Source organism: Bacillus sp. EU55, from assembly GCF_038005925.1.
In the GTDB taxonomy this organism is placed as follows: Bacteria; Bacillota; Bacilli; order Bacillales; family Bacillaceae; genus Bacillus; species Bacillus velezensis.
In genome coordinates this window covers 939,840-965,703 of the sequence record NZ_JBBOUE010000001.1, presented here as the reverse complement: position 1 = coordinate 965,703, position 25,864 = coordinate 939,840, and the positions used below count along the sequence as shown (strand labels likewise).

Here is a 25,864-nt window from a genome sequence, read left to right as displayed (position 1 = left end):
CCGGGTTCAAAGAAGAACCCGGTTTTGCAGTCAGAAAGAAACTATTATTGTTTTCTTCAACAATAATAAAACCTTTACTTCCCCACGCTGGTACGAACCAGATCAGGTCCAAAGGGTTAAGAAGCCGCCGCTTCTCTCTCAGCCCGCTCAGACGGGCACCCCCAGTAACTATTGATTTCGCTCTCATCGTAACATAAGTTGTGTACAAAAAAAAGCATATTATCAAAATTCAGATAACGGGACAGTCATAAGCTCTGCTTCCCGAACGCCTTCTTCGGTATTAAAAACCCGATAACCCTTTGCGGTTTCCCGGGAAGAGACAGTCCGGATCAGCTGACCGTCTTTATAATGAAGCGCAGCGCCGTCATCAGCGGCATAGCCCTCCCTGAGTTTCTTTTCTGAAATCAGACGGTGATACACCGGCCGGCGCTCCGCTTCTCCGTCATAATGCGGACAAAAGCTGCCCGGCAAAAATCCTAAAGCTCTTAACTCTCTCAAACCTCCAGCTGAATCCGTCAACCCTTCTTCATACCAGCAAATCGCCCCGGCGCTGAGACCCGCCAACATGATGCCGTTTTCCCAAGCCACACGAAGAATACGGTCAAGCCCCCATTCTTTCCATAAGACAAGCATATTGCGCGTATTTCCGCCGCCGACATATATAATATCTTTCTTCATGAGAAAGGATCTGAGATCAGAACCCGGCGGTTTAAACAACGACAAGTGATCCGGCTCACACCGCAGCTTTTGAAAGGCCTGATAAAACCTGCCGATATAATTCTCCGAATCTCCGCTTGCCGTCGGCAAAAAACAAACTTTCGGCTTTGACCGCGCCGACTGCTCTAAAATATACTGATCCAGCACAAGATGATCCGGCTCCATGGAAAAGCCTCCGCCGCCCATTGCAATAATCTGCTTCAATGTCATCACCTCTTTTTTCCTCTAGTATAACAGCTCATAAAAAGGCGTTATCCTTTAAAAAGGATTTGTTATCTAAAAAATGAAAACGCACCGTATAACACAACGGAGATCCCTGCGGCGATAAGCGCCGGAACAAGCTTCGAACGGGCATACTTCACAACATCGATCCCCAACACCGTACAGGTTGTCACCGTATTATCACTGAGAGGAGAAGCAAACGCTCCAAATGTTCCGCTCGCAAACACAGCCCCGATCGCTAATAATAAGCTGGTATGTGACTGAACCGCCAGCGTTACGCCGAGCGGCATTAATAGCCCCCAAGTCCCCCAGGATGACCCGATAAAATAGGATATAACAGCCCCCAGTATAAAAAGAGACGGCGCAATAAACATATGAGGGATCCATGACGTTAAATGAGAAGTAACATATTTCGAGAATCCCAGATCTTCAGATACTGCTGTTACGGCCCAAATCAGCGATAACAAATAATAACGTTGACCAATTCGTTTCCGCCCTTAATAAAATGGGTAACAAGCTCGCCTGCATGAAAACGCTGAAACATAAAAAGAGCAAATGCTGCAATAACCGCTGCCAATAATGCGGTTAACATGACGCCAAGCATATCACTTTTGATAAAGGCATTCAAAAACCCTTGTGCTTTTGAATGACCGTCCCACCAGCTGAGAAAGAGTGTTAATAGCAAAAACAGCCCGATCGGAATGATTAAATTCCAAGGCCGAATCGGTGTTTCCTTAATATAAGCACGGTGCGCCGAATCCAGCTCCTCCTGCTGGTCAGCATGCTCATCACTTTCGAACATTCCCGTATGTTCACCGTGAATATCTGAGATCGTCCCTGTTTCCATGTTGAATGAACCTGAGCCTTTTGAAAGCAACACACCGCTGTTCCGCGGAATCGGTTCCGTATTTTTGTTATGTTTGCGAGCAGAAGTTTGTCCGCTCTTTTCTGTTTTTTCTAAGCTTTCGTCCGCTTTTTGTTTCTTAAAAAAGCAGTAATAAATTCCGACTACTATAATCACAATGGAGAAAAAATTGAAAGGAATACTTTTCACATATACCGTGTAAGCCGGCTGATCTATTCCTGACGTTTTAAGGGCCTGTCCGATAATGGAAACCATGTAGCCGACAAATGCCGTTGCTATCGGAATCAAGGCAATGACAGGGTTTGCCGTAAACACAATGGCATACGCAATTTTCTGTTTCGACAGGTCCAGACGCTTGCTTAACGCTTTCATGATCGGTGCAATTGTGACGATGCGAAAGTCCGGTTCACTGAACGTGCCAAATGTCGACTGCCATGCAAGCAGCATCGCACCTTTTTTGGTTTTAACTTTTTTACTGATCAAATGGACGAATCCTTTTATCCCGCCGGTCAGCTTTATAATCCCTACAAGGCCGGCAAATGAATATAGAAACACAATGATTCTAATATTATTGGTGACGACAATATTGCTGATTACATATTGAACCATATGTTCAATCCCGCCAAGCAAGCTGGGATGCAAAAGATAGCTTCCGACCAGCAAACCGACAAACAGACCGGACTGCACTTGCTTTGTAATGATTGAAATGGGAATGACCAGAATAAATGGGATGAGACAAGCCCAAGTCCCTTCCACTAAAAACACCTCTTTCAAAGAACTTCTTGTTAGTATCTTTGAAAAAAGCGGATTTATACAATCAGCAGGTATCATGTTTTCACAAGCCTTGGAGGATATTTTCATACAACAAAAAAGGCTTCTACATATTGTAGAAGCCTTTGTATACCGGTGGCCGGGGTCGAACCGGCACTCCAGAAGGAACACGATTTTGAGTCGTGCGCGTCTGCCAATTCCGCCACACCGGCATGTAATGCGGGCTTTTATTCGCCTTAATGGTTCGTACGATTCGTCTATGATTCGTACGATTCGTCTGTTACTCGATTATCGCGCGCCATATTAAGCGCTATGTCAATCGTATGTAACCGGGTCGTTATCGACGAATATAAATATAACACGGTTTTTCGTAGGTGTCAATACGCACGACCAAATTTTTTGCGAAGTATTATACCACGCAATACCAATGTTTTCCCCGCTGTGGATACGTTATTTCTCTTCGCAGAATAAAAATCGTGCGTGCCGGCAGACTGTCGTCACAAATTGTGACGAGATCCCAGGCCCTCCAACGCCTGCCTAAAACGATCCATAAGCGATCCGCCACGATTTAAGCGCGCCTTAACCGTCCAAGCCGCCTTCCTAAACCCAGCGTATAGGTAATCGTCGAAACGCTTAATTTCGTGCGATTTCGCTTTCATAATCGTTGCGTGCCACGCTTCAACGAAAGGCTCCGCATGATCTTCGAGCCTGATCGTTCTGTCTACGCTTGCCTTAGCGCGCAAAAGAATTCCGTAGTATTTATAAATCTTATCTGCGTCAAAGTAGCGAGACATCGCGTTAAATATTTCGTCAGGCAATGCGCCTTTTAACGCTTCAGCCGGGACTGTCGCCGTATCTAATACGTTATTTTGGTTTTTAGAACGCTTAATAGAATCCGATGGTTCGTTTTCCGTTTTCGGTGCCTCGGCCGTTGTCTCCGTTGGCTTTTCGGCTTGTCCGCGATTGGACATTGTCGACTGGTCATCCACCGGCAGGATCACGATTATGTTCGCGCCTTTTCCTCCGTTAATCTTCCGCGTCGTAGCGACCTTCTTTACGATGCCGAGCCCCGCTAGTTTATTCAGCGCCCGACGCGCCGTCTTAACGGATTTATCGATTAGGCTCGCCAACGTTTCCGCTTTGAGGTGCGCCGCCCCGCTAAACTTAACCGCGTAACGTGCGATCATTTTAAGCGCCTTGCGATCCGTATCATTAAGTTCGTATGTATTGCGCTTGATATGTTCGTAAACAGCTTCGTTAAGTTGAGCCGTCGAGTCGAACGTTTGATGTTCCGCTAAGTAATGCATAACGTTTCCGCCTTTACGTATATTTGTTAATACGTATTTTACGCATATACGTATATAGTCGTCAATATCAAATTACGTTTTTGCGTAAATTTCTTTTTTACGTATTTACGGAAAGCGTTTTGCGCATTATAATAAAATAAAAATGGACGGAGGTTACGTATGAGACGAGTGGTTTTACGTATCGATAAGTTAATGGAGAAGCACGGATTGAATCAGGGTGAGTTTTCGGAAAAGGTCGGAATACGCCCCGCAGCCATCTCTCAATTATCACGTAATCATGTGGTCCGGATTTCAATCGAACACTTGGATCGAATCGTGAATACGTTTGAAATCGACGACATCAGCGAGATCATAGAAATTATTTCCGATTGATAACCGAACACATATTCGCATATAATAAAGCCGGAGGTGTTCGGCATGACTAGCGATAACAAACTGTGGGCTTCGAGCTTTATTTTACCGGAGTTGCGCGAAGGGTTTCAACGACTGGCCGAGGCGAAGCTTAAAGTAGAGAAGCCGCAACTGGACACGCAGCAGATCGAGGATATGGAAGTGACGGTCGCACAATCGATGGAAGTAGGCGCAGATTTATCGTTCGAGCTTTACGATGACGGATACATACGCGAAGTAATCGGCGCAGTTCATTACGTGGATCACATACGGAAGGAATTTCGTGTGAAGGACGCTAAGGGTGATACCAATTTCGTGAGGTTTGCGGATATTATAAACGTAAAAAATGCCCCATCCGGTTAAGGACGGGGCTTATCGTTATTGTTTTAGCGTGTAATTTCGCGTGAAGGTGGCTGAGTTTACTGCGTCATTTCCAATCGTTTTGTAGATATTCCAAGATAGGTTTACGCTTGTCACTTCGTTCGGGGTTGTATTGGACATAGGCCAAGCGTAGAAGAAATCGAGACGATCGCCCTTTTTCTTTAATTTATTCGGGCCTTCTTCAACTACTTTTATCACTTCTTCCGGTCCTAATTCCTCTCCGGTGTTAAGCTTGATTGTTTCCGCCGCTGGATACGCTTCAAAGGAAGAATGCCCGATGTTTTCTATCGATCCTTTTATCGCAATGTGAGCGCTTGATGGCGAGATCAGGATGCGCTCGATTTTAATATCTAGCCCATCGTAATTTCCCTTATCATTCATTTCCGCTGAATAAGCCCAGATAGCACTATCTTCACCTAGATTTTCATTTGTGCTCACTTCCTCAGCTTTTGCCGTACTGTCTTTTTTATGAGGCTGCGAATCAGATGAGCACCCACCGATTAAAAACGCAGCTATTAACGCAGAAAAAAGTAGTCCAACCCGCTTCAATACGATCACGACCTTTTTCTTCTAATGATAACTTATTTTTCAGTTATGTAAACGGACACCTACGTATTCATACGCAAGCGTCCGCAAAAAGTTCCGTTATTTTATTTCGTAGTTCCCTCTCGTTTTGTTCCGATTTCGAAAAGACCCGTCGCAGCCAGACCCGCAAAGCCGCCGGCCCACAAACGCAGCACCAAATCGAGGTCAGTAAACGGATAAGCAATCGCGCCCAATAAGATACCGATGACGAAACTGAGAGCCGGTACGATATTCGTCGGCAACTTAACCGTTTTCTTAACGAGCTGAACGAGCGCCGTTAAGATAGGCGCGAGGATAGTCGCGAAAATTAATACTTCTTCCATAATTATCGTCTCCCTTATCGTTTATTTTACTGCTGCGCCTGTGGACTTCGCGGCATAGAGGTTTACCTTTCCGAACTGGTCCGTCTTGATCGTGTACACGTCGGTCTGCGGATTACCGAGAACCTCGTATTTCAGGCCGCCGAATTTCTTAGGACGCAATAAGCCGCATTCGTTGCCTTTGACCGGCGCTTTATTCGTAGGGTAGATGCGCCATGAATCGGCAGAAGCAGGAAGGTAAACGTATTTCTTACCGCTGGATGACGGTTTAGAAGAGCCGGCCGCACCCGTCAACTTTAGAACTTGGCCGACCGAAATCTTATTCGCATTCTTAATGCCATTATATGCTTGTAACTTCGCCATACTGACGCCTGTTTTCACCGCAATTTCGGACAAAGTGTCGCCTTTCTTAACGGTGTATGTCGATCCGGATGTTTTGGCCGGCTTACTTGCGGAAGACTTGCCGCCGAGTGCTTTGATTTCCGCAGCGATTGCCGATTTCACGGATTCCCAACGGCCTTCCGCTAACACGCGATGCGGGCAGTATTTGCCGGACCAGTCTTGGTGTTTGCGCAGACGATCGATTCCCCAGCCGCGCTCCTTCAGTAACTGCGCAATGAATTTGATCGCCAGCTTTTCGGCCGCATCGTACTTAGCGCCGCCCGATTTCGAGTAACAAACCTCGACTCCGATGGACGTGCGGTTTCCGGAATTTGCGCCGCTACCATCTCCGGTATGCCATGCGTTACGATCTGTCGGAATCCCCTGAACGACTTCCTTATCGTCAACTGCGAAATGGTAAGACACTTCGTTGTTGTTTCCGATCATATATCGGATCTCTGCATCCGCTGAAGCATCGTTGGCCGTATTATGAAACGTGATGTATTGCGCATCCATTGAATTCGGACACTTAATCGAATACTTACTCGCAGACACTAGGTTCTTACGTACTGAAATCGCCATTAAATCGTCTCCCTTTTCGTTTTTTTTTGCATTAAAAAAGCCCGCCGGGACTCTCACCTGACGGGCGTGTTGCTTTTAATCGGTTATTCTCTTCCGCGGAATTTCTCTTCGAGTCTATCGATCTTGTCGATGATGACGTCGTACTTATCACTAAATTTATCGAGTAAGTCCTGTAGCCGCGATTCGCGCTCCCTGTTCGATTTCATTACGTAAATCAGCAGCCACGTAAAAAGGACCGCGAACGGTCCCTGCGTTAAAAAGTATTTGAGTACGTCTAATTCGCCGCCGTTCAATAACTACGCCTCCTGTCCGCCTGTTTCTTCCGAAGGTTCTTCGATAGGAGGGTTGTTGGGGTCGTAAACATCTCCGGTGATTTTCTCGTAGTCATCCGGTGTTATTCGCTTTCCTACAACATCATACACCTGTTTCTTAGTCCATAATTTCTTCTCATAGAAATACTTGATATCTGAGAACCAGTCGATCATGTTTAACCTCCCATAGCTACTAAATAATATAGATTCGCAACCTTCTCAGCTAATATTTCTGTTTCGCTTGGTTCAGGCGGTGGAGGCTGTAAGCTTTCGATGTACTCTTCTGACGCGGATTCTTTCCACACCTGATTTTCCAGATCGAATTTTGCTTTGAATAGTCCATCAGGGGGCCTCACATCTGTGTATCCTTCCGGAATGCCCATGCCATCTTCCCATTCAATTTCCCCCGCATCTATATAGTTGAAATTTTCATCATACTGATAAAGCCACTTCATTTAATCGCCCCCTTCATCCCGCTTTAAATTGAAAGCCTAGACTGATGTATTCATTTGGCCTCTGTGTGTTTGAACAGCTTTCAATAATAACTTGACCGTTCACCTCGACCAGCAGCCGATGATACTGAGGGATACCATTCATTCCGATTTGCGAAGAGACTCCAAGCCACTGAAAAGCCCTTCCCGGTCTATACCCTTCAGGCAGAACGAATGCTACAACTCCGGAACCTACCGTCCCTTTTGCCATCGCGCCTTCTACGGACACCGTTCCTGCTGTATCTTTGGAATAACGAACTTTGTATTGAGTTTGATCACCATTGGAAGAATCCGTATAATTTGTCCAACCGTTTTTAAGCGTCGGTTCTCGCCACTCGTTACTCTCAAAGTCCGTAGATGTAATAATCCGTTTCCACCCTTTGAAAACGCCGTCAGTATGAACCGTAGCATGCCACAAAGTGTTATCATGGCTACGCCAAGCTATGATGGACTTTCTTCCGGAATCGCCTTCGATAACATCATAGTTGAACCAAGAACTATCATTTGCAACAGGATTGTTTTTAACTGATGTGCCATTCGCATAATAAAAACCGGAGCTTAATGCGAGAATGTCTGTTTCATTGGCTAATTGAGTCCGTTTTCCATCATCCTTTGTCAACTTCGCAATCTGACTGTCATTCCATTTGTCTCTTTCAGCCTGAGAAATATGACGGATGCCATTGGTGTCGTGGGCTCGGAATTGGTCGAGAGGAGCTTGCTTAACGTTGTCTACGTTATTAAGTCCGATCTGCCCCTTTGTCACTGAGTGCGGGTTATCCGTCCGATCAGTATGTTCGTCCGTATACGCTATGCTGTCCGCAAGGGCCTTATCGGCTTTTGCCTGCGCTCCGTCCGGCGTCTCCTGCTTCACATTCTCAACGTTTCCCAGACCGATTTGCGATTTCGTTACACTATGCGGATTGTCTGTCCTTTTCGTATGAGTGTCTGTATATGCCTTCGCATTCTTTTCCGCAGCATCGGCTTTTTCTTGCGCCCCTTCTTTCGTTTCAATATTTTCAAGGTCTTCGAATTTCTTGCGCAGCTCTTCGACTGTTTCGACCACTTCGTCGTATAAGTCGTTGATTTGTTGGCGCAGCTCTTCAAAGTCATCGACGTAGTATTCCGCCAACGGTACGATATCCGTATCAATCAGCGCCTTGTCGATGGTAAACGAAAACTTATGGATGGAAAGCGCCTGTTTATTCGCGTAATACAGATAAAGTTCCGCCTGCACATCGCCGCTGTGTCGGATCTCTTCGGCTGATAGAACGTACTGCGCAACCCCTTCGACTTTATCCGTGATCTCTACGCTTCTTATAAACCGGCTGCCGTCCGCCATTAACATGACGAGCTTCCCGGTAACAGCAGACAACGGCAACGGGACGCCGTCTTTTGTTAATGAGAAGATTAAACGCGCTGTATAGACATCTTGCGTGCTGAACTGTATTGCGGTTTTTATATTCGTTTTTGTCCGACTCGTCACCTCAAACGCAAGTGATGCGTTATTGTATATCACTACAAAACCTCCTTAGTGCTGTGGCGTAATGATCATTTGCGCTACACCGTAGCCTTTTTCCGCGTCATACGGAGATTTGATTTTCATAACGGTCCCATAACCGCCGCTTTCCGCCTTGGTTGCGATGCCCTCGATTGCGGATACGCTATCCCCTATGGCCACTGTTTCGTCAATCCTGACAAAGACTTGACCAATTAAGCCGATGACATGCCACTCATCGCGAGAGTCGCGCGGCACGTATTCAAGAGTCGGATCATAATTGGGGTTTAATTTTGGCACGCTTAACTCTTCGCCGCCATCGATAACCGTTTCGTAAACCAAGCCGCCGAATTCGTTTCTTTCGAACTGATCGTTCCAATAGAACGCTGCGCCTCCGAGTACCAAGCCGGCCGTTTCCGAAACAACTCCGAGTATCTTATCCCCTTCGCCTGCTTTTCGTATCTTATCGCCTTCTAGCGCAACGAGATAGCTAGAATCAATTTTCTGACCGTCAACAGATTCGAAATACTCCGCGAAGTCTTTGAAATCTGAGACGCTCTCCACTCGTCCTGTACCGCGAATGTGTCCTCCAGTTGAATCGAGTTCCCATTTCGTATTTCCGGTCGAGGCGCTTCCGCTTCCGTATCCCCCTCTGACGCTGTACCCGTTATCGTTGATAACCCCGTTGGCAGCGAGTACGACCCTCGACGGCCCGTCACCTTTTGTATGTGAATTGTTTGACGCTATAATTGCTTGACGCGAAGCTGTTGTGGATGAACCACCGCTGGCGCCTAGAACGACGTTTCTAGGTCCTTTCGTTGTACATCCGCCCGTGGTCGCAATGACCGCGCTTGTAGTGTCTACCGGATGTCCTGATGTCGAAGCTGCCCGAAACCCTCCTTTAACGTTATTGGGAACGAATGAATACTTTTGCCCTCCGAGAATTGCCGCATCCTTATAACCATACGACCGGACCATTAAGATATTTGTTTGTGTGTTTGGTGACGTAACACCAGACGTACCTCCCGACGTGTGCAGAATCCCGTTATCCAGATTAACGTTGTACACACCGCCTCCGATCTCGATGCCATTATGCGCCGAATCGTGAATAACGAAGTCAGAGATGAAAACGTCGTCTGTCCGTTGATCTCCGCCAGTCACCTTAACATCACACCCTGCCTTTTTAAAGCCTGACACTTGTAGGTTTGTGACGCTTATTTTCCGACTTTTATACTGAAACGCGATCACTGAATTACCTTTGTAGTCATATGTCGGGTCGCCGATGGCTGTAAACCCGATTATCTTAACGCGTTGGTAAGCCGATACGACAAGCGCCCTCGGTCCTATCCCTTCATACAGAGAATTAAATACAGGTTCTCTGGCTGTACAGTCGACCATCGTTACGTCTCTTGCCGTCTCGCTCCACGGATCTGATACGAGGTGGTGTCCAATGTGGCGCAAATCGTAAGACCTAACATCGCGAAAAGATTCATGACCGCGTATATGGACGTTACACGGAGCCGGCCACTTAGCATGTGCTTTTACCTCAACGCCTCTGACATTTCCCTCGGTATAGTTATCGATAAGCCAAACATGTTTTGACCCATCATCTACCTCAATTCCGTTTGAATTTGAGGCCCCTTTATCGTGGGCTTTTCCGCTTGGGTATGTCATGACGTTGTGAGTAATGAAGATGTATTCACTATAATGTGTAGTGATTCCATCATCCCCATACCCAGACCCTATGCATCGGTCGACCCAAACGTATTTACTGCCTTTTGCCGTGTAATCTTTCGCTGAGATATCATAGGTAGGCGCAGTTATATCGAAACAATGAAGCCCCGGGTTAATCCCCTCGACTTCCCGGACGATACCGAACTTCACTTGCGCAAAAGTTAAGCAACTCGAATGAATGCCTCCCGTTGCGCCCACCCCGCCTTGACGATCCGGATTCCAGTCGAGGGACATTCCTTGGACTACGATATTCCGGTTGCCGGATGTTGGGTCCGCGTTAATGATGACCCACTCGCTCGCCGGCGTGTCTTCGTGCAGCTTCAGCGTAGTAACGCCCATGCCTTGGCCTATCAAATACGTCCATGACGGCAACTTGACACCTTTAACGATATACGTGCCGGCCGATAGATTGAGTCGCACCTTACCGTTCCCAATCGCCTTTTTAAACGCTTCTGTACTATCGTTAACGCCTGTCGGATCGGCTCCGTAGTCGTCAACGTTTACATCACGCTCAATTTTTCGCAGTAGCTTGTTATACTCTTTATCGAGCCGCTCTTTCAATAACGGCGCGATGTTTCCTTCCGCGTCTACACGAGCATCAACGACCTCTTTTACGTTTGTGCCGTCCGCGTTAAGGATCAGATTTCTGATACGGTTATATAAGCCGTCGATATATGTGCGCAAAGAAAAACCGCCATGGTCGATTTGATCCGACGTGTGGGCGGTTTTCGCGTTCTTATGTGCGGCCAGTTCCGTATACGATCCTTTAATATCGTCCGCAATATCATCGAGGTTTTGGTTGTGGTCGTTACGAAAAACACGGTCCCACGCTGCCCCGGCCTTTCTGTACGGAAATTTCGGCATTGTATTCCTCCTCGTTATTTATTCTCTAGCGCGGTCAGGCGCTTGTTTATAGATTCGAGCTGTTGCGAAAGTGTCGATATATCCACCGTAGCCGTACCGACCTTGATGCGCTTCAGCTTTGTGAAGTCAGATGCGCTCATTAAGCCGTCCGTTGTTTCGGTAGCCAGCGAGACAGAAACTTGACCGTCGGGCCCTAAGACGATACTCGCCAGCTTCACGTAGTCCGACGAACTCATAAGCCCATCCGTTGTTGCGTTTGCCCGGCCGTACGTAGGAATCGTCAGCTTTGTCGGATCATACCCGTCTTCGTAAATCGCATCTTTTCCGATGGTTATGTTCGCACTTATGGCGCTGCCTTTCACTTTCCCAGTCGACGTGTCGATAAGTTTGGAGAGCGTACTCTGCGTACGACCAAGCTTTGCAACAGTTTTACTGATATTCGGCCGCAATTTTCCGAAAGTGAAAACAGACGGTTTATTCGGATCGGAATAAGATTCGACACTGACAACGCGAAGTTTGGTGCGTAAATCAAATGGCTCTAATACACACCATACGTAATCACCTTTTCGGATGTCCTGCATTTTCAAAGCTTCGACTTCTACATATGTCAAACTGATTGATATTTCGATCTTATCGGTCAGTTCCTTCTCTAGCCGTTTCTCAAGTTTCCCTTCGTCCTTCGCCGTGTAAGAATCGTCGAATATTGGATTTGCGTGTTTAATTCCGTAGATTGTAGCCAAAGGGCTTTTGTATTCAGCTTCAACTGCATATTTCCCTGTCTTGTCGTCCTTCTTTCCGAAGCCCTTGATAAACGTTTTGATAGAAGAAGTGTCAATCTCCTGTGTTGGATCTTTTACATTTACTCGATCGCGAATAACATAGTCCGTATCTCTCGCTATCTCCTTCGCGAAATATACTTTCTTTCCAATACAATCATATTCAGCCGAGTATTTTTCCTTTATATCGTTTAACAGACCGAGTGAGTACCCGTTCCCAAAGTCCTCTACTTCAAACGAATCACCGAGCCCATCCGGTACAACCTCGTAGGAATATCCAGAACCTTTTAATGCGATATCCAGCATATCCTCGAGGTAAAGTTTTTTCTTTTTCCCCGAAGTCTCGTACACGTAATTCTCTCCGAGATCTGAAAATGATCGGTGTAAGGCCGTAATGTCGACCTTTAGTCTCTTGCCACCGATCGGTACATAACGCGTCTTTCTGATGATAAATTCCTCGTCTTCATAAAAGAGAGAGCCTTCATTCTGAATCAGCGGAAAGGAGTGCGCGTTCCGATCCGTCTGTATAACTGATACATCTAAAGATCTACCGTTATCGATTTCATCTTTCTTCGTCACGCTGAAGTCTGTTAGAGCTTCGACCTGATTAGCGAGATTTTTTACAATTAGACTCGACACAACGCACCTCCCTACGCGTAATAGTGGAATCTGAAATCAAACGTGATCTCAAAATCCTCGCTCGTTCCGCTTAACTCAAAATCGTTCCACCCGGGCTCTAACGTAATGAGTCCGAAATTTGTCTGCCCGAAGATGCTAACGTTCCCCTTTTTCGCAGTTACCCCGGAAATTTGAATCGCTTCCTTCGCGGTAGATGTGCCGGAAAACGTCCACAGATCGCCTGTTGTTCTATTTTTGATCGACAATTTGCTAGATGCGCCTTTATACGTAATTTTTAAAGACATGTATCTCGGATCTAGCCGGACGGCTCCCGCATTGAAAATACGAAAAGTCTTCGTCTTGTGTTTGTACGAAGGGATATCGTCCGTCAGCCCTTCGCCTATCTGCCATTTGTTCGCATCAAAAGTAAATGCATCCAACGTTGTGCCGACTGATTCGCAATAGGTCGAGGCGCTTTGGAAAGTCAACGTAAAGTCGCCGAAGCTGCCAATTCTGTCTGGCGTGAATGATGCGCTCAGCTCGACCCGCCACCGCTTTTTCGGCGTCGCTTCCGAAACTAAAAAGAACTCCTCCTCGCGGTGAAGCGCGTGAAAGAGTTCCGCTTGTAGCAAATGAAAATCAACGTCATCGGCTCCGAGCAAGAGACATTCAGCAGTCAACGTTCGGGCTCCGAAGGTTTTTCCTACTCGAACTAGGCCATCTCTTCCCGGAATCGTTTCGTAATCAATGTCGGGAGTGGGCGAAGCAATCTTGAAACTTCGCACAAGGACCGATAAATCGCGAGCCATATCGATTATGCGTCCGTCCTTGTAAAGTATCCGGAAGTTGCTATCCGTAATGGGGACGCCTGATGGAGGCGTTGTATAGACACTCGAAAAAACGTCGATAGATACCTCCGGCTCTTCAACGACAACCGGGGCCGGGTTGTTTGTCTCCGGCGTAGAAGGAGTCGACGGATTCGATGGAGACGGGGCGGTGTCATATTTCGTCAGATTATACGTTTCAATAATTCTGTTAAGCTTTGACGCGTAAGATGGGTCCGTTGCGTAGCCGGCATCTACTAGCGCAGCCGTGGCTTTTTTGTAATTCTTCTCGCCTACGACCGCCTTATAATGGTTCGGGTCCCAACTGACGCCATTTACGTAAAGCTTCGCAAGGTCTTGCATCGACTCATACCACGTCGGATACTTCCGGAACTTGGCGTCCACTTGAACGTTCCTTCCGTTGATTACTTCCCACGTTTTCATGGTGACGTATTTTCCGTTATATTCGCCCTTTACTCCAAAAAGATTCTTTCCGTTAACTGCAAGGCCGCTGGTTCCATAAGCACTCTCGAGACATCCTTGCGCGATTACAAGACTGGCGAGAATTTTATAATTTACGAATATCTTCTGCGCATCCGGAGCGATTTTCTTAATGAAGTCCGTATTTCCCATTCGAAATCACCTCCCGCTCCTTAGACTTTCTATATCAAGGCCGTCTTGCTGGATCGCGCTAATATGCGGCTCAATTATATAACCGAGCTCGTATCCATCTACGATTACAGAAGCGCCGCCCTTCGTCTTAATCGCCTGCTCAATCGAACTAAGCGCGCGCAGCATATCCGAAGATAAGCCGGAATCTCCTCCGAGGCCTGTCGTGTGGCCTGCGTCTATCATTCGCATAAGATTCGCCTGTTGCGCTTCAGTAAGCACCATTTCGTTACGCAGGGCCCGGATATCGACTTCGTGGCTCATCGGATTAGCGAATTGAGACGCTAGACCGCCGATATGAAGTTTATTGATCTGACCAAGGCCGATGACGCCGCCCGTGTGGTAAGTACCTTCGTTCCCTTTTCCGCGACTTACGGCACGCTCCGTCTTCATAGAAACATCTGATGTAATTGTCGTGATTCGTTTCGTGATGTCCTTACTTAGAGTAGCGTTCATTCTTTGGGCTTCTGACGTAATCTCCTCGACTCGTCCTCTTGCTGAGCGTAGGTTTGCGATCTCGTCGTCAATTGCTTTAACAGACTTCCGATATTCATCCGTTTTACGATCGGCTGCTGTCGTGTTGTTTTTCAGATTCGCCTTCGCATCTTGTAAGCGCCCGATCTCCTTAGCAATCACTCTCACGCCTTCGCCCTTTTTGGCGTTTAATCCAACTTGACGGAGCTCAAGGTCGATCATTTTCTGATTAACGACATCTAACTGATTGATATTCTCGCGAGTCTTTTGGAGCTCTTGATTCTTAGAGCTCAAGTTTTCCATATTTGTAGAAAACTGTTCACGTAGTCTCTGTAACTTTGTTTGCTCTAAGTTGAGGTCATTTTCAGCCATCGCCACCCGCGCTGTATCTTTAGCCTCTTTAGCTGCCGCCAATTCGCTCTCTTTATCCGCCACAACTTGCAATTGATCAGATACTTGTTGCTCTAAATCGGATCGCTCTCTCGTCAACGCATTAACTTTTTCTTTTAATCGCGCTTCTTCGGCTATATATTTAGACATATTGGCCTCAGCTTTAGCCCTTTGGGTTTCCAGTTCCAGCCGGAGTTCTTCGGCTTTTTCTTTGTTAAGACGCTTTAATGCGTCCGTGTTCTTTGCTGCGGCATTGCCTTGCTCGCTGATAGCAGCCGCAGTGTCCGGAGCTTTTGCGATAACCTTATCGTTTAGATCTAAGTATCGATTAAATTCCTCGTTTGTAAGACCTGATTTTTTCCTCAGCTCTTCCTGCTCTTCCTTCATCCGTTTAATAGAATTGGCATCTGTCTCCGTTTTAATTCGATCATTCAAATCGAGGTAGTAGACGAATTCATCGGCAGTCAGCTTCGTTTTATTTTGAAGCTTATCGAACTCTTTCGTTAAGCCATTGATAGAGTCAATTTCCTTCTGCTTCGACTCGGCCGCCTCTAAGCTAACGGTGTTCATCTGATCGTACCCCGATTTTACCCCGATAAGTGCTCCCGCTAATAAAGAGAGCCCGGTAATCACCCATCCGGCAGGCCCCATCGCAACAAACAAGCCACGTACTGCGATTCCGAGCTTTAACATAGAAGACGCTACCAGCGCCACCGCTGCCGCCGCGCCCGCCATTTCGAGTCCCGTCGTAATGATCCCCGGATTCAGTTCACTAAGGAACTCGACCACCTTCGTACCGGTATCGACAATTTTTCGGAAAGTAGGTAAAAACTCGTTACCGATTTTGATGCCGAGGCCGTCGAGCGCAGACGTAAACTGTTCGAATGACCCTTTGAGGTTATCCATCTGCGTTTTCGCTACTTTGTCCGCTGTCCCGCCGGCTTCCTTCAGCGTCTTTGAATAATTGCGCAGTCCCTTTTCTCCGACGCCCAAAAGCGTAACGAATCCGGAAGCCGCTTCAACTCCTACGAGCTGTGCCGCCGCTGCCGTTTTCTGCGCCGACGTCATTCCTTCGAATTGCTTCGAGATATGGCCGACGAGCTCCGGTATCGGCTTTAGATTTCCGTGCGCGTCCTTTACTTCGATGCCGTACTTTTTCATCGCCTTTGCCGACTGCCCTACCGGATTCGTAAGGTGCAAGAGTGACGCACGAAGCGCCGTACCCGCCATCGATCCCTGAATACCGGCGTCTGACATTTTCGCAACGGCCGTCGCAGTGTCTTCGATGGAGTATCCGAGAGAGTGCGCGACAGGGGCGACGAATTTCATTGCATCCAGTTTGTTATCCTACCGGCTCTTTATCCGGTAGTTCTTACGGTTTCCCGCAAGCTCAGACTATATCTTCACCCGCGCCAAAGACGTTAGGGTGCCACGCGCTCGTGGGTGTTTCATCATAGCTAATACGCCGTAGACTACTTCACCTAGTCGTTACACGTTCCGCAAGTTTCCTATGCGGCTTCGCTCGGTATTCTCATATCACTTAAAAACTCCGAGACCACAACCTCAACCCTATTTAGATCCCAATAGGGAATCCTCAGTAACGGAATGCGCTTCCGTTCACAGTAGTCGTTTTTGATGCCATCTCGAATTTTAGTCAATCTCAGTCCTTCTTTTCCGCCGAAAAAATCATTTGCTTTAAAGTGTTGTCTGCCGTCGAACTCGATTAAGCCTATAACCCTCTCGCCATCTATAATAGCGAAATCAAAAAGTAACGGTTTTTTGTATTTACAATCAGAAAATGAATATTGGATTTTAAAAGAGATTTTCCGCTTAACCAGAAAGCGCTCGATTAAATTTTCTCCTCGGGAAATGGAGCACTTCGGACATTCATTCCTTTTTGTTAATAGATTATTAGCCGAGGGCTCAAAGACATGGCTACAAATGTTGTGTCTAACTCGCACTTTTTCCCTACTGGTTTTGTACGGAGTAAGCAACGCATAGTCATTGCCGTACATCTCCTGAAATCGCTTTTCAAATTCGTCGGGACTTAGTCTTTTTGACAGTCCTACACGAGCTTTAGCGCATACAGGGCAGCCTGTGTTCTTTCTGATGAAATCCTTAGGGCTTAGCAGAAACTCATTGCCGCAAACTGTACACAAGGTCTTAACACGCGTTACATTGTTCACGTAAGCTCCAAGAATTCTATATTTTCCTTCCGTACGTTCATTAACAATTATCAAAAATTCTTCATGTGTTCTTTTTTTCGGCATAAAAAATCCCCCTCTTTAACTGCGAAACTTTTTAAAGAAAAGGACTGAGCGTTTACTTATTATTTAAAGTGACTTAGAGTTCACCGAATTCACGTGGTGTTACGCAGCTTGTTCCCAAGCAGCCGGGCAATTTTGTTTACCCAATTGCGGTAGGTCCGTATTGGCCGTCGTCATCGCTTTTACGAGTACGTCAACGGCATGCCCGGAGTCTTCCGCCTTAATGCCGAAGCCGGTCATGATGTTCGAAACGATATCCGCTGAACGTCCGAGCCCTTCGCCCGAAGCCGCAGCCAAGTTAAGAACGGCCGGCAACGACCCCACTTGCGCTTTTACGCTGAAGCCCGCCATCGCGAGGTATTGAAGACCCTCGGCCGCCTCTACCGCTGTATATTTAGTTTCGGCGCCCATCTTAGCCGCAATGTTCTTCAGATCTTCGAAGTCCTGACCGGTCGCACCGCTGATCGCTTTAACTCGCGACATAGCCTCCTCGAAGTCTGCCGCCTTTTTGACGGAAACACCGATGCCGGCCACGACTGCGCCCCCGACCGCAAGCGAAGCCTTTTGGATGAGGCCCATCTGTTTCGAGAGATTCGCAGATGAACGGCCCATTTGATCCATATCGTTTCGAGCTTGCTGAGATCGTCGGGACCAGTCCGCCATGTCTAATACGAGACGCGCCCGGATTTCTCCGACTGTTGTTCCGGCCATCTATTTACCTCCTTTCCGAAAATTCCCCTGTAAAGCCCGTAGTTGCTCGAATTTCTCACGGTCGAATTTCACTTCAGGACGAAGTCCTGCCGCCCGAATCAACGTATTCATGAGTTGTTTATACTCGTCGTCCTCACTTGCCCGGCTATTCGTCGCCAGAAGTACACGAATGTCTTCTATACGCCTTACTGCGCCTTGTTTCGTCTTAGCGCGCACAAATTTCGGTATGTCTACCATATAAAACTCGTTTTCTATCTGATGCTGCGTGACGCCTAAACTGATAGCCGCTTCGATCAGATAGTCGTCAATCGTATACGGACCGCCCTCTTCGTCTACTTTTCGAGTTTCGGAAGAAGGCTCTTCACGTTTTTTGCTTGCGAATCGAGACGGTTATTTTTAACAGTGAGCGTGATGTACTCGATAATTTCGTCCGTACCGACTTCTTCACGGATGTACTCGGCATCTACGCCGCTCAATAATGCTGTAATCTCGACGATCTCATCCATACCGACCTCAATCGCGCTTACTAAATACGAGTAGAAATCAGTTTTAGGCGCGCTAAAGACTTCCAGAACGAGAAACGGAATTTTATCGAGTGATGCGAAAAGCTGTTTCCACTTGGCCGGAGTGAGCTTCGCAACCTCGACCGGATACTTACCAAGCTGGATCGAATCAGTCTCCTGTTTCTTTTTGAAAATGTTCATGCGACTCTCCTTTCGTAATTAAAAAGACACCGCCTCTCGACGATGCCTTTCGTTTGTTATTCGCTGCCGGTTCCGGAAGAAGTCCCGGCTGTTTCGTCGCCCATAATAAAAAGATCGCCTTCTCCCATCGTGTCCGGATAACCGGTAAACGTTAGGTTAGCGATCCTCTCATTATCGGAATCATAGGTATATTCGATGTCAGTCGATGCGCCGGCCAATGGAATCGTGAGCCAGTCGTTGGCCGTCGCTTCCGGATCTGTCGGCTTAATTCGTAAAGGCTTCGCATCCTTCAGTAAGTCATATCCAGCTTTACCGCTGACTACTAGCTTCTTTTTGTCTCCGTCAGACACGTACTTACTGTTCGGCACCGCCTTATGAATCTTTTCTAAATCATAGATCGCAAACGGTACGGTACATTCGCAAGTTCCACCCTTTGTCCGTGAGCCTACAATCGAGTCACCGTATTGGTCGACCGTTGTATCCTGCTTAGACATCTGCGCCTTAAAAACGATGCCGCCCTTCGTGATGTCGAACGTCACCATATCCTTACCCTCGCCGTACTCGACGATTGCGGGGCCGATAGGAACTTGAATCGTTTTAATTCCAGCCATCCGTTTTCCTCCTTTATTTTTGCATTAAAAAAGCGCCCGGTCGGGGCGCACTACACAATCGAAATTTAACGAGTATTGAGGACGATCATTGTCGTCGTATCCGATAAATAACGGCACCGAATTGGCCGCGCGGATAACAACAATGGAGCTATTACCGATAAACACTTCGCGAAGGTTCGTTAACGCCTCCTGAAGCTGATACGCTTTCTCTTCGCAGTCAGCGTCTCCCCTTGCCTTTCCTCGTACGATTATCTGAAACGAAGGCTGACTCTTTCCGGTCCATTGAGACGGAGGAAATCCGCCTGTAAATCGCACATAAGTACATTCGTCTGCCGCATTCCGGGGGAATCCGTTTGCGTAATAAACGCCGTCAACCCGCGACTGTATAAACAAGATTAATTCGGTTATCTTCAACGATTATCACAACTCCCTTCTCACCGCGTCTGCTACGTGATTAATGTATTTCTGCGATTCACCTTTCAGCGGACGTTCCAGATATTTGTTACCGACCGGATAGCCGCTAATGCCGCCGGCACTTGCCGAATTCGGTCCGAGGTTGTATTCCGCTTCATGAGTCCATACTGCATAGTTAAAGCCTTTATCAACGGCCCGGAACGATACTTCACCGATCAGACTATCGCGCTTTAACGTAACCTTCTTTTTCATGCCGCGTCGGAGCGTGGCTTTGTCGATCGGGGCGATATTTTGCGCAAGCCTAGCGAGGTCATCAGTATTATCATGCATCGCTGTTTTTGCTGCCTGCTCAACGGCTACCTCTCGGCTATCCAATAACGATAGAAAATCGCCAGCATCCAACGTGAAACTCATACGACCACCTCGGTCAGTATCGGCTTACCACTGACATGTCGCTTCACGTTTATTTCCTTCGGTTTACGTTCAATAGTTTCGCCTAGCTCGTTCGTGAACGCGAGTGTATCCGTATACCTGATGTCGGCTAATTTATCGACCAAGATGCGCGCCGTAGCCACGACTTCCTCGCTCTTCACAACGCCAGAAGAACGTGAATTAGCAATAGTAGATCCTTCGTCGATTCGGCACTTAATTTCGAACGGCTCGACGTTCACGGGGTTTCCCCACACGTCTATTTCATCTGAAGCACGAGTAACGGTCACGGTCTGACGCATTGGTATGATCGCCAATTACATCACCGTCGCTTTTACGGTCCGGCCGCTAAGTTTCACGTCGTTCGCTTCTTCGATCAGGTCGATCGTCTTTTTCGGTATGAGAGACTCATCGTCAGCTCGAAGCGTTTCCTTATACGTAAACGACCCGACGCCGGTGATTGAGTAAGACGCGATGCCGTGCTTATTCAGGCGGTTCGTATCGTTATAAGCAGTCGCAAGCACGTTCGTAAACTCGTAAACTGCGTCGTCAGGAATGACGTACTTACGAAATTTTCGAGCCAAGACGTCCTCGGCTACGTTTAGTACCCGCTGCTGCTTTGCATCGTCATAGTCGTTCCAATCCTCGTTATCGATTGTCATTCGGTTAATATATTCGTTTGCAGCTTCTACGCTTAAAGCCATACGCACAGCCCCCTTATTTTCCGGAGGACTTACGTGCAGGCTTTTTCGGCGCCTTAGCCTCCGCCTTTTCCGTCTCATCGTCTGACGCAATACAGCTAATCCATCGCGGACATAATGCATTCAACTGCTTGATTTCGGCAGGCACATCGGTTTCATAAACGCCTTTGTGGTCGAAAACAATCGTCTGGTCGGTGCCTACGGAATAAAACGGAGAAGCCTTATAGACGGCCATTATTACGAGCCAGCTCCCTCTAACGCTTTAAGCCGCGCGATGATGTCGTCATACTGCGCCTTGGTACCGAACCCGTCCGCTCCTTTTGGTCCGGGGTCGCCTTTCGGACCGGGATCGCCTTTTGGTCCGGCAGTCCCACCGCTTTCCTGTAATTCCTGAATGATGTCACCGAGCTTTAGATCGTTGGCGACCGGCATAGATTCATTTAATCTCCGTTTCTGATCATCTGTAATTGCCATTGTTGTCCTCCTTTCAAATTAAAAAGACGGGCCGAAGCCCGTCGATTGTCATTAAGATACAGTTGTCGAGATATTTTCGAGAATGGCGATTTTTTCATTCGCGTTTTTGACCTTGATTCCGTATTCGCCACGGATCTGACGCGCAACAAAGTCGGCACCATTTACGCTGGCATCAGTATCGTAGACGGAACGGCCGTTCAACGGATGCAGAGAAAGAATACTACGGTCGAAGAGTGCGATTTTGTCTTTAGGGAAGTTCGGATCTACAACTACAGTCGCAACTCCGCCACCTACCATATCAGAAACGAAGGTACTTACGCGGTGGCCTGTAGCAGCGTCCGTTCTTTCTGTTCGAATAGTATCCGTCGCCATTTTAGAGATTTGACGAGCACCCGCGGTGTTTGTAAGGATTGTATTTGCTGACCCGCCGCGCTGATATACTTTTTCCATTAATGCATTAATATCTTTCGCTTGAACCTCTTCTCCTTTCAGGTTAGCTTTAGCAGCGCCTTTCAAGTTCGCAAAGTTCAGTAAGCCGCCAGTCATACGAGGCTTGCCATCAATTCTGCGGCCGTAGATCAACCAGTCGTTAAATTCACGCGCCATCTCTTTAAGACGTAGTTTTACTTGATAATCAAGCTCGCTCGATACGTTATGTGTACGGACTGCTTGTTGAGTGTTCGATACGGCAGCGTATCTTTCAATAATTTGCGTGAAATTGTAATCTACATAACGGTCGTGGCCTTCATCGATACCAACACCAGCGCCTTCATTTTGCGGACGGGAAACAATACGCAACTCCGAACCGGCCTTGATTTCCTCTTGAACTGTCCCATCAAATCCGCGAACAACAGTCAGCACATCGCCGGAAACGTTTGTGACTTTCAGATACTCTTCGCCAAAAACAACGATGGCATCTTTACGAAACTTCTCTCCGTCATCTTCCGCCACAGTGATTTTTCCGTCTTCCGCTACCGATTTAACAGTCGCGAGGTTTGAGTTCAGTCGATCAGACATCCACTCGAATTTAGTCTGATAAAGCGCCTCTCCATTTAACCCGATCAGACCGAGTAATGTCGGTTCATCCTGAATAATAAGGTCAATCCCGTCGTCAAGCTGTCGTACCTGATCTTTAAAATCGTAACTAGTTAACATTTATTTTCCCCCTACTTCTTCAAAAGTGATTTCAATTTGTTTGAAAGCTCGATTACCTTCGAAAAATTCTTTTCTTTCTTTGCTTCGCTTAGTTGCGCTTCTAACGTCTTGATTTCGCCGCCGTCTCCATCTCCTCCGCTATTAGAGGGTTGGCCGATCGGTTTCATCGTTTGCTGTTTCGCAACCAAGTACGGTTTATTGTCAACGAGCCCCTTTACAACGTCCTCCATGCCGATTACTTTTCCGTCCTCAACCTTTACCGCGGATAGGTCAGCCAGACGTAAAGCGTCGTCAATGTAGGCGATGCCGTTGCTCGTAGCAACCTTGATAAATTCGTTCGCCACTTTTTCCTGTTCAGCAGCCGCTTTTAAATCTTCGATCTGCTTTACGAAGGTGGCTTCAGCTTCGGCCTTTTCGTCGAGCTGTTTCGTAAGCTTTTCCAGCTCGGTCATTTCCGCCTCTTCTCGCTCTTTCTGAGCTTTTTCGTAATCGCTAAGTTTCGCCTTCACTTCGTCATAGTCAGCGTACTTGTTCTTAACGCGCCCCTTTTCGCGAGCAATTACAGCGTTAAACTCCTCCTGCGTCATAGTCACCGTCTGCGCTTCAGGTTTATTTTCCGGCACCTCAGCCGTAGTTTGATCGGTAACTTCACTTGTTTGCGTTTCTTTAAGTTCTTCGCTCATATAGTCCCTCCACCGCTTAAAGCCCGTCGGCTATTGAGTGATGCAGCCGTTTCTTTTAACGTCATAACGTTCGGACAAAATAAAAAAAGCGCTACATGGCGCTTGATGGGTTTCTTATTGTGGAAATTACGTGCTTACAACGCGGATGAAATATCTCCCCGGTCGCTTTGAGTTCATCATATGTCGGGTAATTGCCGGGAGCGTCGTCGGTCAGCTTAATGATTTGTCCTTCGTGAAGACGGCATAAATCCTTCGCCCCGTGAGACGAAATTTGCGCATAATAAGCTCCGCGGCTTACCGCCTCATTCGTATGGGCTTCCCGGTAGGTTTCCATCATCTTTGTACGGACGACCATATCCGCATACACTTCCGGCTTCCATCGATTTCCCCTCGCATCAATAATGCCGGTACTCACCGAAGCCTGAAGAGACTTGCGTACCAGATCCGTTATGCTGCGCCGTCCGTTCGTCCCTTTGGTCATATTAAGACGCATCGAATCCGACACGGCTTTCCTCACGGCGGCCCGCGTCTTCCTATCGACGTTTTGCGTAATTGCTAATAAATCCGACTGCGTATCCGCTACAGCAGCCGCAACCATGTACTCGTTTACCTCGTTAAAAGCAACGACCTTTTCCGCGTCCGCCACCGTCTTTGCTACGTCCAGAGCGACCAGTGCCCGCGCAATACCATCGGTGGCCGCCTTCGGAACATTCTTCTTGACCCATGCGGAAGATTTTTCGTCTAAATCGCTGAGGATCTCGCTAATAGATTTCAAGGTCGCCAACGCGTTAGCTCTTCGAAAATTATCGAGGTCAATTCGTTCAAGCTCCGCCAAGATGTCTCGTACCGCTTCCTGATAATACCCGGCAAGGCGATTCGTCTGATAATCATATTGAGGCTCAGGAGAACGAGGCATTAACTATCGTCCTCCTCTGCGATTTCCTCTTTATCCTCGTCCGAAGGGCTCTTTTCCGGTTCTTCCTTGTTGAAAACCGATCCGTCAACAAAGCCGCTCGTCGTTTTTTCGTCTTCTTCAATGCGACGAATGATTTCGTCAGCTTTCTCGTCGTCCACGTCGTCCTGCTGCTTAATGGCTCCGCGAACGTCAATCGTAGGCTTGCCGCCTGTACGGATTTGCATAATTTCGGCGAGCTCTTTTTCATTCTTCGGAAGTCCGTCGCTCCAAATAGCCCGCGGATAAACCGCATTTTCAACGTCGATGACACCGACTGCTTTTTCGAGCAGCATGCACGTCCAAAGGGCATCGCGTATTGCTTTATCGTAATGGGCGCGAATACGTTTTATTTTCGAAAGTATAGGCATGAATCGAGCTTTTATCGCCGCGCCATCTGTATGCGAAGTCCCGGTCCCACCAGAATTATCTCCGGACATTGTTGTTCCGAAAAGCCATTGCGGAGTCTCAGACATCTGAAAGACAATACTCAATAGCATGTCGAGCTGTTTGAACGCGGCATCAAGCTGAGCCTGCCACACCATATATCCGGGCGTCGGGTCGTCTTTATTTACCGGAATGTATTTGCCACCAAACTGAACGGCTCCGTTAGTCGTTTCTAAATCTGGACCATACGCTGTAGGGTCACTGTGTTTCCAAAGAATATAATCGATCTGAACAAGCCGGTCGTTGATCGCTGCGAATACCGTTTCGATCTTCTCCAATCCGCCAATACCGAAATAGCTGTCATCGATTGATTTATAAGGTATGTGAAAGACCGGAATGTGCGGGAGGAACGTTTCTTCGTGATCTTCTTCGCGACCCGTCGGTACCTCTTCGCCTATATTGAAAACGCTGATTGGGGCGCCGCCTGAAACATCGACGCCATTCTGATATAGTCTGTAGCGCGTATAAAAGATATGTCCCGGTATATGGCGCTCTACGTTTAGGAAAGGAATTTCCGTCTGCTCCGTCTCTACCCATTCGACTTGGGCTATATTGACCGCTTTGATCTGCTTAACATTTCCGGCTGAAAACTCAGGGAAAACGCAATTCGCATTAACATGCTCAACAACGGACTCCATTTTCGCTTCTTCTGGAATACCTAATCCCATCGAAATGAGTTCAGAGTAGTCTTGACGGTATCCAAATCGAACCTTAATCCAAGCGTCACCGCGATACCCGTTCGACATGGCACTCTCGTGTAGCAGTTGATTGAGATCGTTTTCTTCTACGTATCGGTTGAGAGCTGTCTGCTCTTTGCTGGTGTCGTCCAGTCCGCTTTCAAAATGAACCGGCTCTCCGACGAGCATATCCGCGGGCTTGGTGACGAGTATGTCAGCCAGATTAACCGCAATGTAGAGCTTTTCAAGCTGTTTCGATTGTGGCGAATCTTTTAAAATGTCCGTAGCCCTTTCGTACACGTCTCGGTGCTTTCCTTCGAAGAGCTTACGCATACGCTTATACTTCGCCAACCTCTCGATTGAATCATCCGGAGGAAATTGCGCGCCTTGCCGAATGATACTGTATGTCTTTTTGACTGTGTATTCATCCGAAGGCTGGTCGTGTTTCTTTAGTAAGTTGAAAAACCCCAAC

29 protein-coding genes, 1 tRNA gene, 1 pseudogene and 1 riboswitch are annotated in these 25,864 nt (G+C 47.4%); of the genes and pseudogenes, 2 read left to right on the top strand and 29 right to left on the bottom strand.

Annotated features, from left to right (window positions below; translation table 11 throughout):
- Positions 1 to 62 precede the first annotated feature (62 nt).
- Positions 63 to 173, bottom strand: a riboswitch (TPP riboswitch).
- A 49-nt stretch (positions 174 to 222) separates the two neighbouring features.
- The 4 genes and pseudogenes from NYE50_RS05155 to NYE50_RS05140 all read right to left on the bottom strand — a co-directional run bounded on the left by NYE50_RS05155 (position 223) and on the right by NYE50_RS05140 (position 3,882).
- Complete coding sequence (locus NYE50_RS05155; RefSeq protein ID WP_201448506.1) at positions 223 to 921, bottom strand: Type 1 glutamine amidotransferase-like domain-containing protein; 699 nt, start codon at positions 919 to 921, stop codon at positions 223 to 225.
- Between the two features lie 68 nt (positions 922 to 989).
- Positions 990 to 2,560: pseudogene (locus NYE50_RS05150) on the bottom strand (Na+/H+ antiporter NhaC family protein).
- A 145-nt stretch (positions 2,561 to 2,705) separates the two neighbouring features.
- A tRNA-Leu gene (locus NYE50_RS05145) sits at positions 2,706 to 2,787 on the bottom strand.
- A 285-nt stretch (positions 2,788 to 3,072) separates the two neighbouring features.
- The gene (locus tag NYE50_RS05140; protein ID WP_340763478.1) at positions 3,073 to 3,882 is read right to left on the bottom strand and encodes a helix-turn-helix domain-containing protein; all 810 of its coding nucleotides are present in this window, start codon (positions 3,880 to 3,882) and stop codon (positions 3,073 to 3,075) included.
- 159 nt (positions 3,883 to 4,041) lie between these two features.
- On the opposite strand from NYE50_RS05140, the gene NYE50_RS05135 reads away from it, so the two are divergent.
- Entirely contained in the window at positions 4,042 to 4,254 is a 213-nt protein-coding gene (locus NYE50_RS05135) for a helix-turn-helix domain-containing protein (RefSeq protein ID WP_029973246.1), read from the top strand.
- Positions 4,255 to 4,299: 45 nt separating this feature from the next.
- Positions 4,300 to 4,635, top strand: a complete 336-nt coding sequence (locus NYE50_RS05130) for a YolD-like family protein (protein ID WP_104679018.1) — start codon at positions 4,300 to 4,302, stop codon at positions 4,633 to 4,635.
- A gap of 15 nt (positions 4,636 to 4,650) precedes the next feature.
- On the opposite strand, the gene NYE50_RS05125 is transcribed toward NYE50_RS05130, so the two are convergent.
- From NYE50_RS05125 to NYE50_RS05005, 25 genes are all read right to left on the bottom strand, one after another.
- Positions 4,651 to 5,211, bottom strand: a complete 561-nt coding sequence (locus NYE50_RS05125; protein WP_340763469.1) for a hypothetical protein — start codon at positions 5,209 to 5,211, stop codon at positions 4,651 to 4,653.
- A 92-nt stretch (positions 5,212 to 5,303) separates the two neighbouring features.
- The gene (locus NYE50_RS05120; protein ID WP_069013261.1) at positions 5,304 to 5,561 is read right to left on the bottom strand and encodes a holin; all 258 of its coding nucleotides are present in this window, start codon (positions 5,559 to 5,561) and stop codon (positions 5,304 to 5,306) included.
- Positions 5,562 to 5,582: 21 nt separating this feature from the next.
- On the bottom strand, positions 5,583 to 6,521 hold the full coding sequence (locus tag NYE50_RS05115) for an N-acetylmuramoyl-L-alanine amidase (RefSeq protein ID WP_340763463.1): 939 nt from the start codon (positions 6,519 to 6,521) through the stop codon (positions 5,583 to 5,585).
- An 83-nt stretch (positions 6,522 to 6,604) separates the two neighbouring features.
- Entirely contained in the window at positions 6,605 to 6,814 is a 210-nt protein-coding gene (locus NYE50_RS05110; RefSeq protein ID WP_013351581.1) for a BhlA/UviB family holin-like peptide, read from the bottom strand.
- Positions 6,815 to 6,817: 3 nt separating this feature from the next.
- Positions 6,818 to 7,006: an XkdX family protein gene (locus NYE50_RS05105; RefSeq protein WP_224988692.1), complete on the bottom strand. Its 189-nt coding sequence runs from the start codon at positions 7,004 to 7,006 to the stop codon at positions 6,818 to 6,820.
- A gap of 2 nt (positions 7,007 to 7,008) precedes the next feature.
- Positions 7,009 to 7,287 (bottom strand): hypothetical protein, encoded by a 279-nt coding sequence (locus tag NYE50_RS05100; protein ID WP_224988691.1) that lies wholly within the window; start codon positions 7,285 to 7,287, stop codon positions 7,009 to 7,011.
- Positions 7,288 to 7,300: 13 nt separating this feature from the next.
- Positions 7,301 to 8,839, bottom strand: coding sequence for a BppU family phage baseplate upper protein (locus tag NYE50_RS05095; RefSeq protein ID WP_224988690.1), 1,539 nt, complete (start codon positions 8,837 to 8,839; stop codon positions 7,301 to 7,303).
- Between the two features lie 12 nt (positions 8,840 to 8,851).
- Positions 8,852 to 11,416: a peptidase G2 autoproteolytic cleavage domain-containing protein gene (locus tag NYE50_RS05090; protein WP_224988689.1), complete on the bottom strand. Its 2,565-nt coding sequence runs from the start codon at positions 11,414 to 11,416 to the stop codon at positions 8,852 to 8,854.
- Positions 11,417 to 11,430: 14 nt separating this feature from the next.
- Entirely contained in the window at positions 11,431 to 12,831 is a 1,401-nt protein-coding gene (locus tag NYE50_RS05085; RefSeq protein ID WP_224988687.1) for a phage tail protein, read from the bottom strand.
- A gap of 11 nt (positions 12,832 to 12,842) precedes the next feature.
- Positions 12,843 to 14,267, bottom strand: coding sequence for a glucosaminidase domain-containing protein (locus NYE50_RS05080; RefSeq protein WP_340763456.1), 1,425 nt, complete (start codon positions 14,265 to 14,267; stop codon positions 12,843 to 12,845).
- Between the two features lie 6 nt (positions 14,268 to 14,273).
- Entirely contained in the window at positions 14,274 to 16,496 is a 2,223-nt protein-coding gene (locus NYE50_RS05075; protein ID WP_340763455.1) for a phage tail tape measure protein, read from the bottom strand.
- Between the two features lie 179 nt (positions 16,497 to 16,675).
- On the bottom strand, positions 16,676 to 17,437 hold the full coding sequence (locus NYE50_RS05070; RefSeq protein WP_340763453.1) for a hypothetical protein: 762 nt from the start codon (positions 17,435 to 17,437) through the stop codon (positions 16,676 to 16,678).
- Positions 17,438 to 17,536: 99 nt separating this feature from the next.
- A complete protein-coding gene (locus NYE50_RS05065; RefSeq protein WP_340766631.1) occupies positions 17,537 to 18,013 on the bottom strand; it encodes a phage tail tape measure protein in 477 nt (158 codons plus the stop codon).
- A gap of 464 nt (positions 18,014 to 18,477) precedes the next feature.
- The gene (locus NYE50_RS05060; protein ID WP_169510315.1) at positions 18,478 to 18,849 is read right to left on the bottom strand and encodes a hypothetical protein; all 372 of its coding nucleotides are present in this window, start codon (positions 18,847 to 18,849) and stop codon (positions 18,478 to 18,480) included.
- 56 nt (positions 18,850 to 18,905) lie between these two features.
- Positions 18,906 to 19,460: a hypothetical protein gene (locus NYE50_RS05055; RefSeq protein ID WP_013351570.1), complete on the bottom strand. Its 555-nt coding sequence runs from the start codon at positions 19,458 to 19,460 to the stop codon at positions 18,906 to 18,908.
- A gap of 24 nt (positions 19,461 to 19,484) precedes the next feature.
- Positions 19,485 to 19,874 carry a minor capsid protein gene (locus NYE50_RS05050; RefSeq protein WP_340763448.1) on the bottom strand — a complete coding sequence of 130 codons (390 nt, stop codon included), beginning with the start codon at positions 19,872 to 19,874 and terminating at the stop codon, positions 19,485 to 19,487.
- A 6-nt stretch (positions 19,875 to 19,880) separates the two neighbouring features.
- Complete coding sequence (locus tag NYE50_RS05045; protein WP_340763446.1) at positions 19,881 to 20,288, bottom strand: hypothetical protein; 408 nt, start codon at positions 20,286 to 20,288, stop codon at positions 19,881 to 19,883.
- Positions 20,285 to 20,605 carry a hypothetical protein gene (locus NYE50_RS05040; RefSeq protein ID WP_340763444.1) on the bottom strand — a complete coding sequence of 107 codons (321 nt, stop codon included), beginning with the start codon at positions 20,603 to 20,605 and terminating at the stop codon, positions 20,285 to 20,287. Before NYE50_RS05040 ends, NYE50_RS05045 begins: the two co-directional genes overlap by 4 nt.
- Before the next feature lie 15 nt (positions 20,606 to 20,620).
- Positions 20,621 to 21,007, bottom strand: a complete 387-nt coding sequence (locus tag NYE50_RS05035; protein ID WP_014470943.1) for a hypothetical protein — start codon at positions 21,005 to 21,007, stop codon at positions 20,621 to 20,623.
- A gap of 13 nt (positions 21,008 to 21,020) precedes the next feature.
- Entirely contained in the window at positions 21,021 to 21,239 is a 219-nt protein-coding gene (locus NYE50_RS05030) for a hypothetical protein (RefSeq protein ID WP_046341201.1), read from the bottom strand.
- A gap of 2 nt (positions 21,240 to 21,241) precedes the next feature.
- Entirely contained in the window at positions 21,242 to 21,478 is a 237-nt protein-coding gene (locus NYE50_RS05025; RefSeq protein WP_095352793.1) for a hypothetical protein, read from the bottom strand.
- Positions 21,479 to 21,529: 51 nt separating this feature from the next.
- On the bottom strand, positions 21,530 to 22,633 hold the full coding sequence (locus NYE50_RS05020; protein ID WP_076424331.1) for an SU10 major capsid protein: 1,104 nt from the start codon (positions 22,631 to 22,633) through the stop codon (positions 21,530 to 21,532).
- An 11-nt stretch (positions 22,634 to 22,644) separates the two neighbouring features.
- The gene (locus tag NYE50_RS05015) at positions 22,645 to 23,316 is read right to left on the bottom strand and encodes a phage scaffolding protein (RefSeq protein ID WP_076424333.1); all 672 of its coding nucleotides are present in this window, start codon (positions 23,314 to 23,316) and stop codon (positions 22,645 to 22,647) included.
- Between the two features lie 91 nt (positions 23,317 to 23,407).
- Positions 23,408 to 24,232, bottom strand: a complete 825-nt coding sequence (locus NYE50_RS05010) for a phage minor capsid protein (RefSeq protein ID WP_340763432.1) — start codon at positions 24,230 to 24,232, stop codon at positions 23,408 to 23,410.
- Positions 24,232 to 25,863 (bottom strand): phage portal protein, encoded by a 1,632-nt coding sequence (locus NYE50_RS05005; RefSeq protein WP_340763430.1) that lies wholly within the window; start codon positions 25,861 to 25,863, stop codon positions 24,232 to 24,234. The genes NYE50_RS05010 and NYE50_RS05005 overlap by 1 nt, the downstream gene beginning before the upstream one ends.
- Position 25,864: the final 1 nt, after the last annotated feature.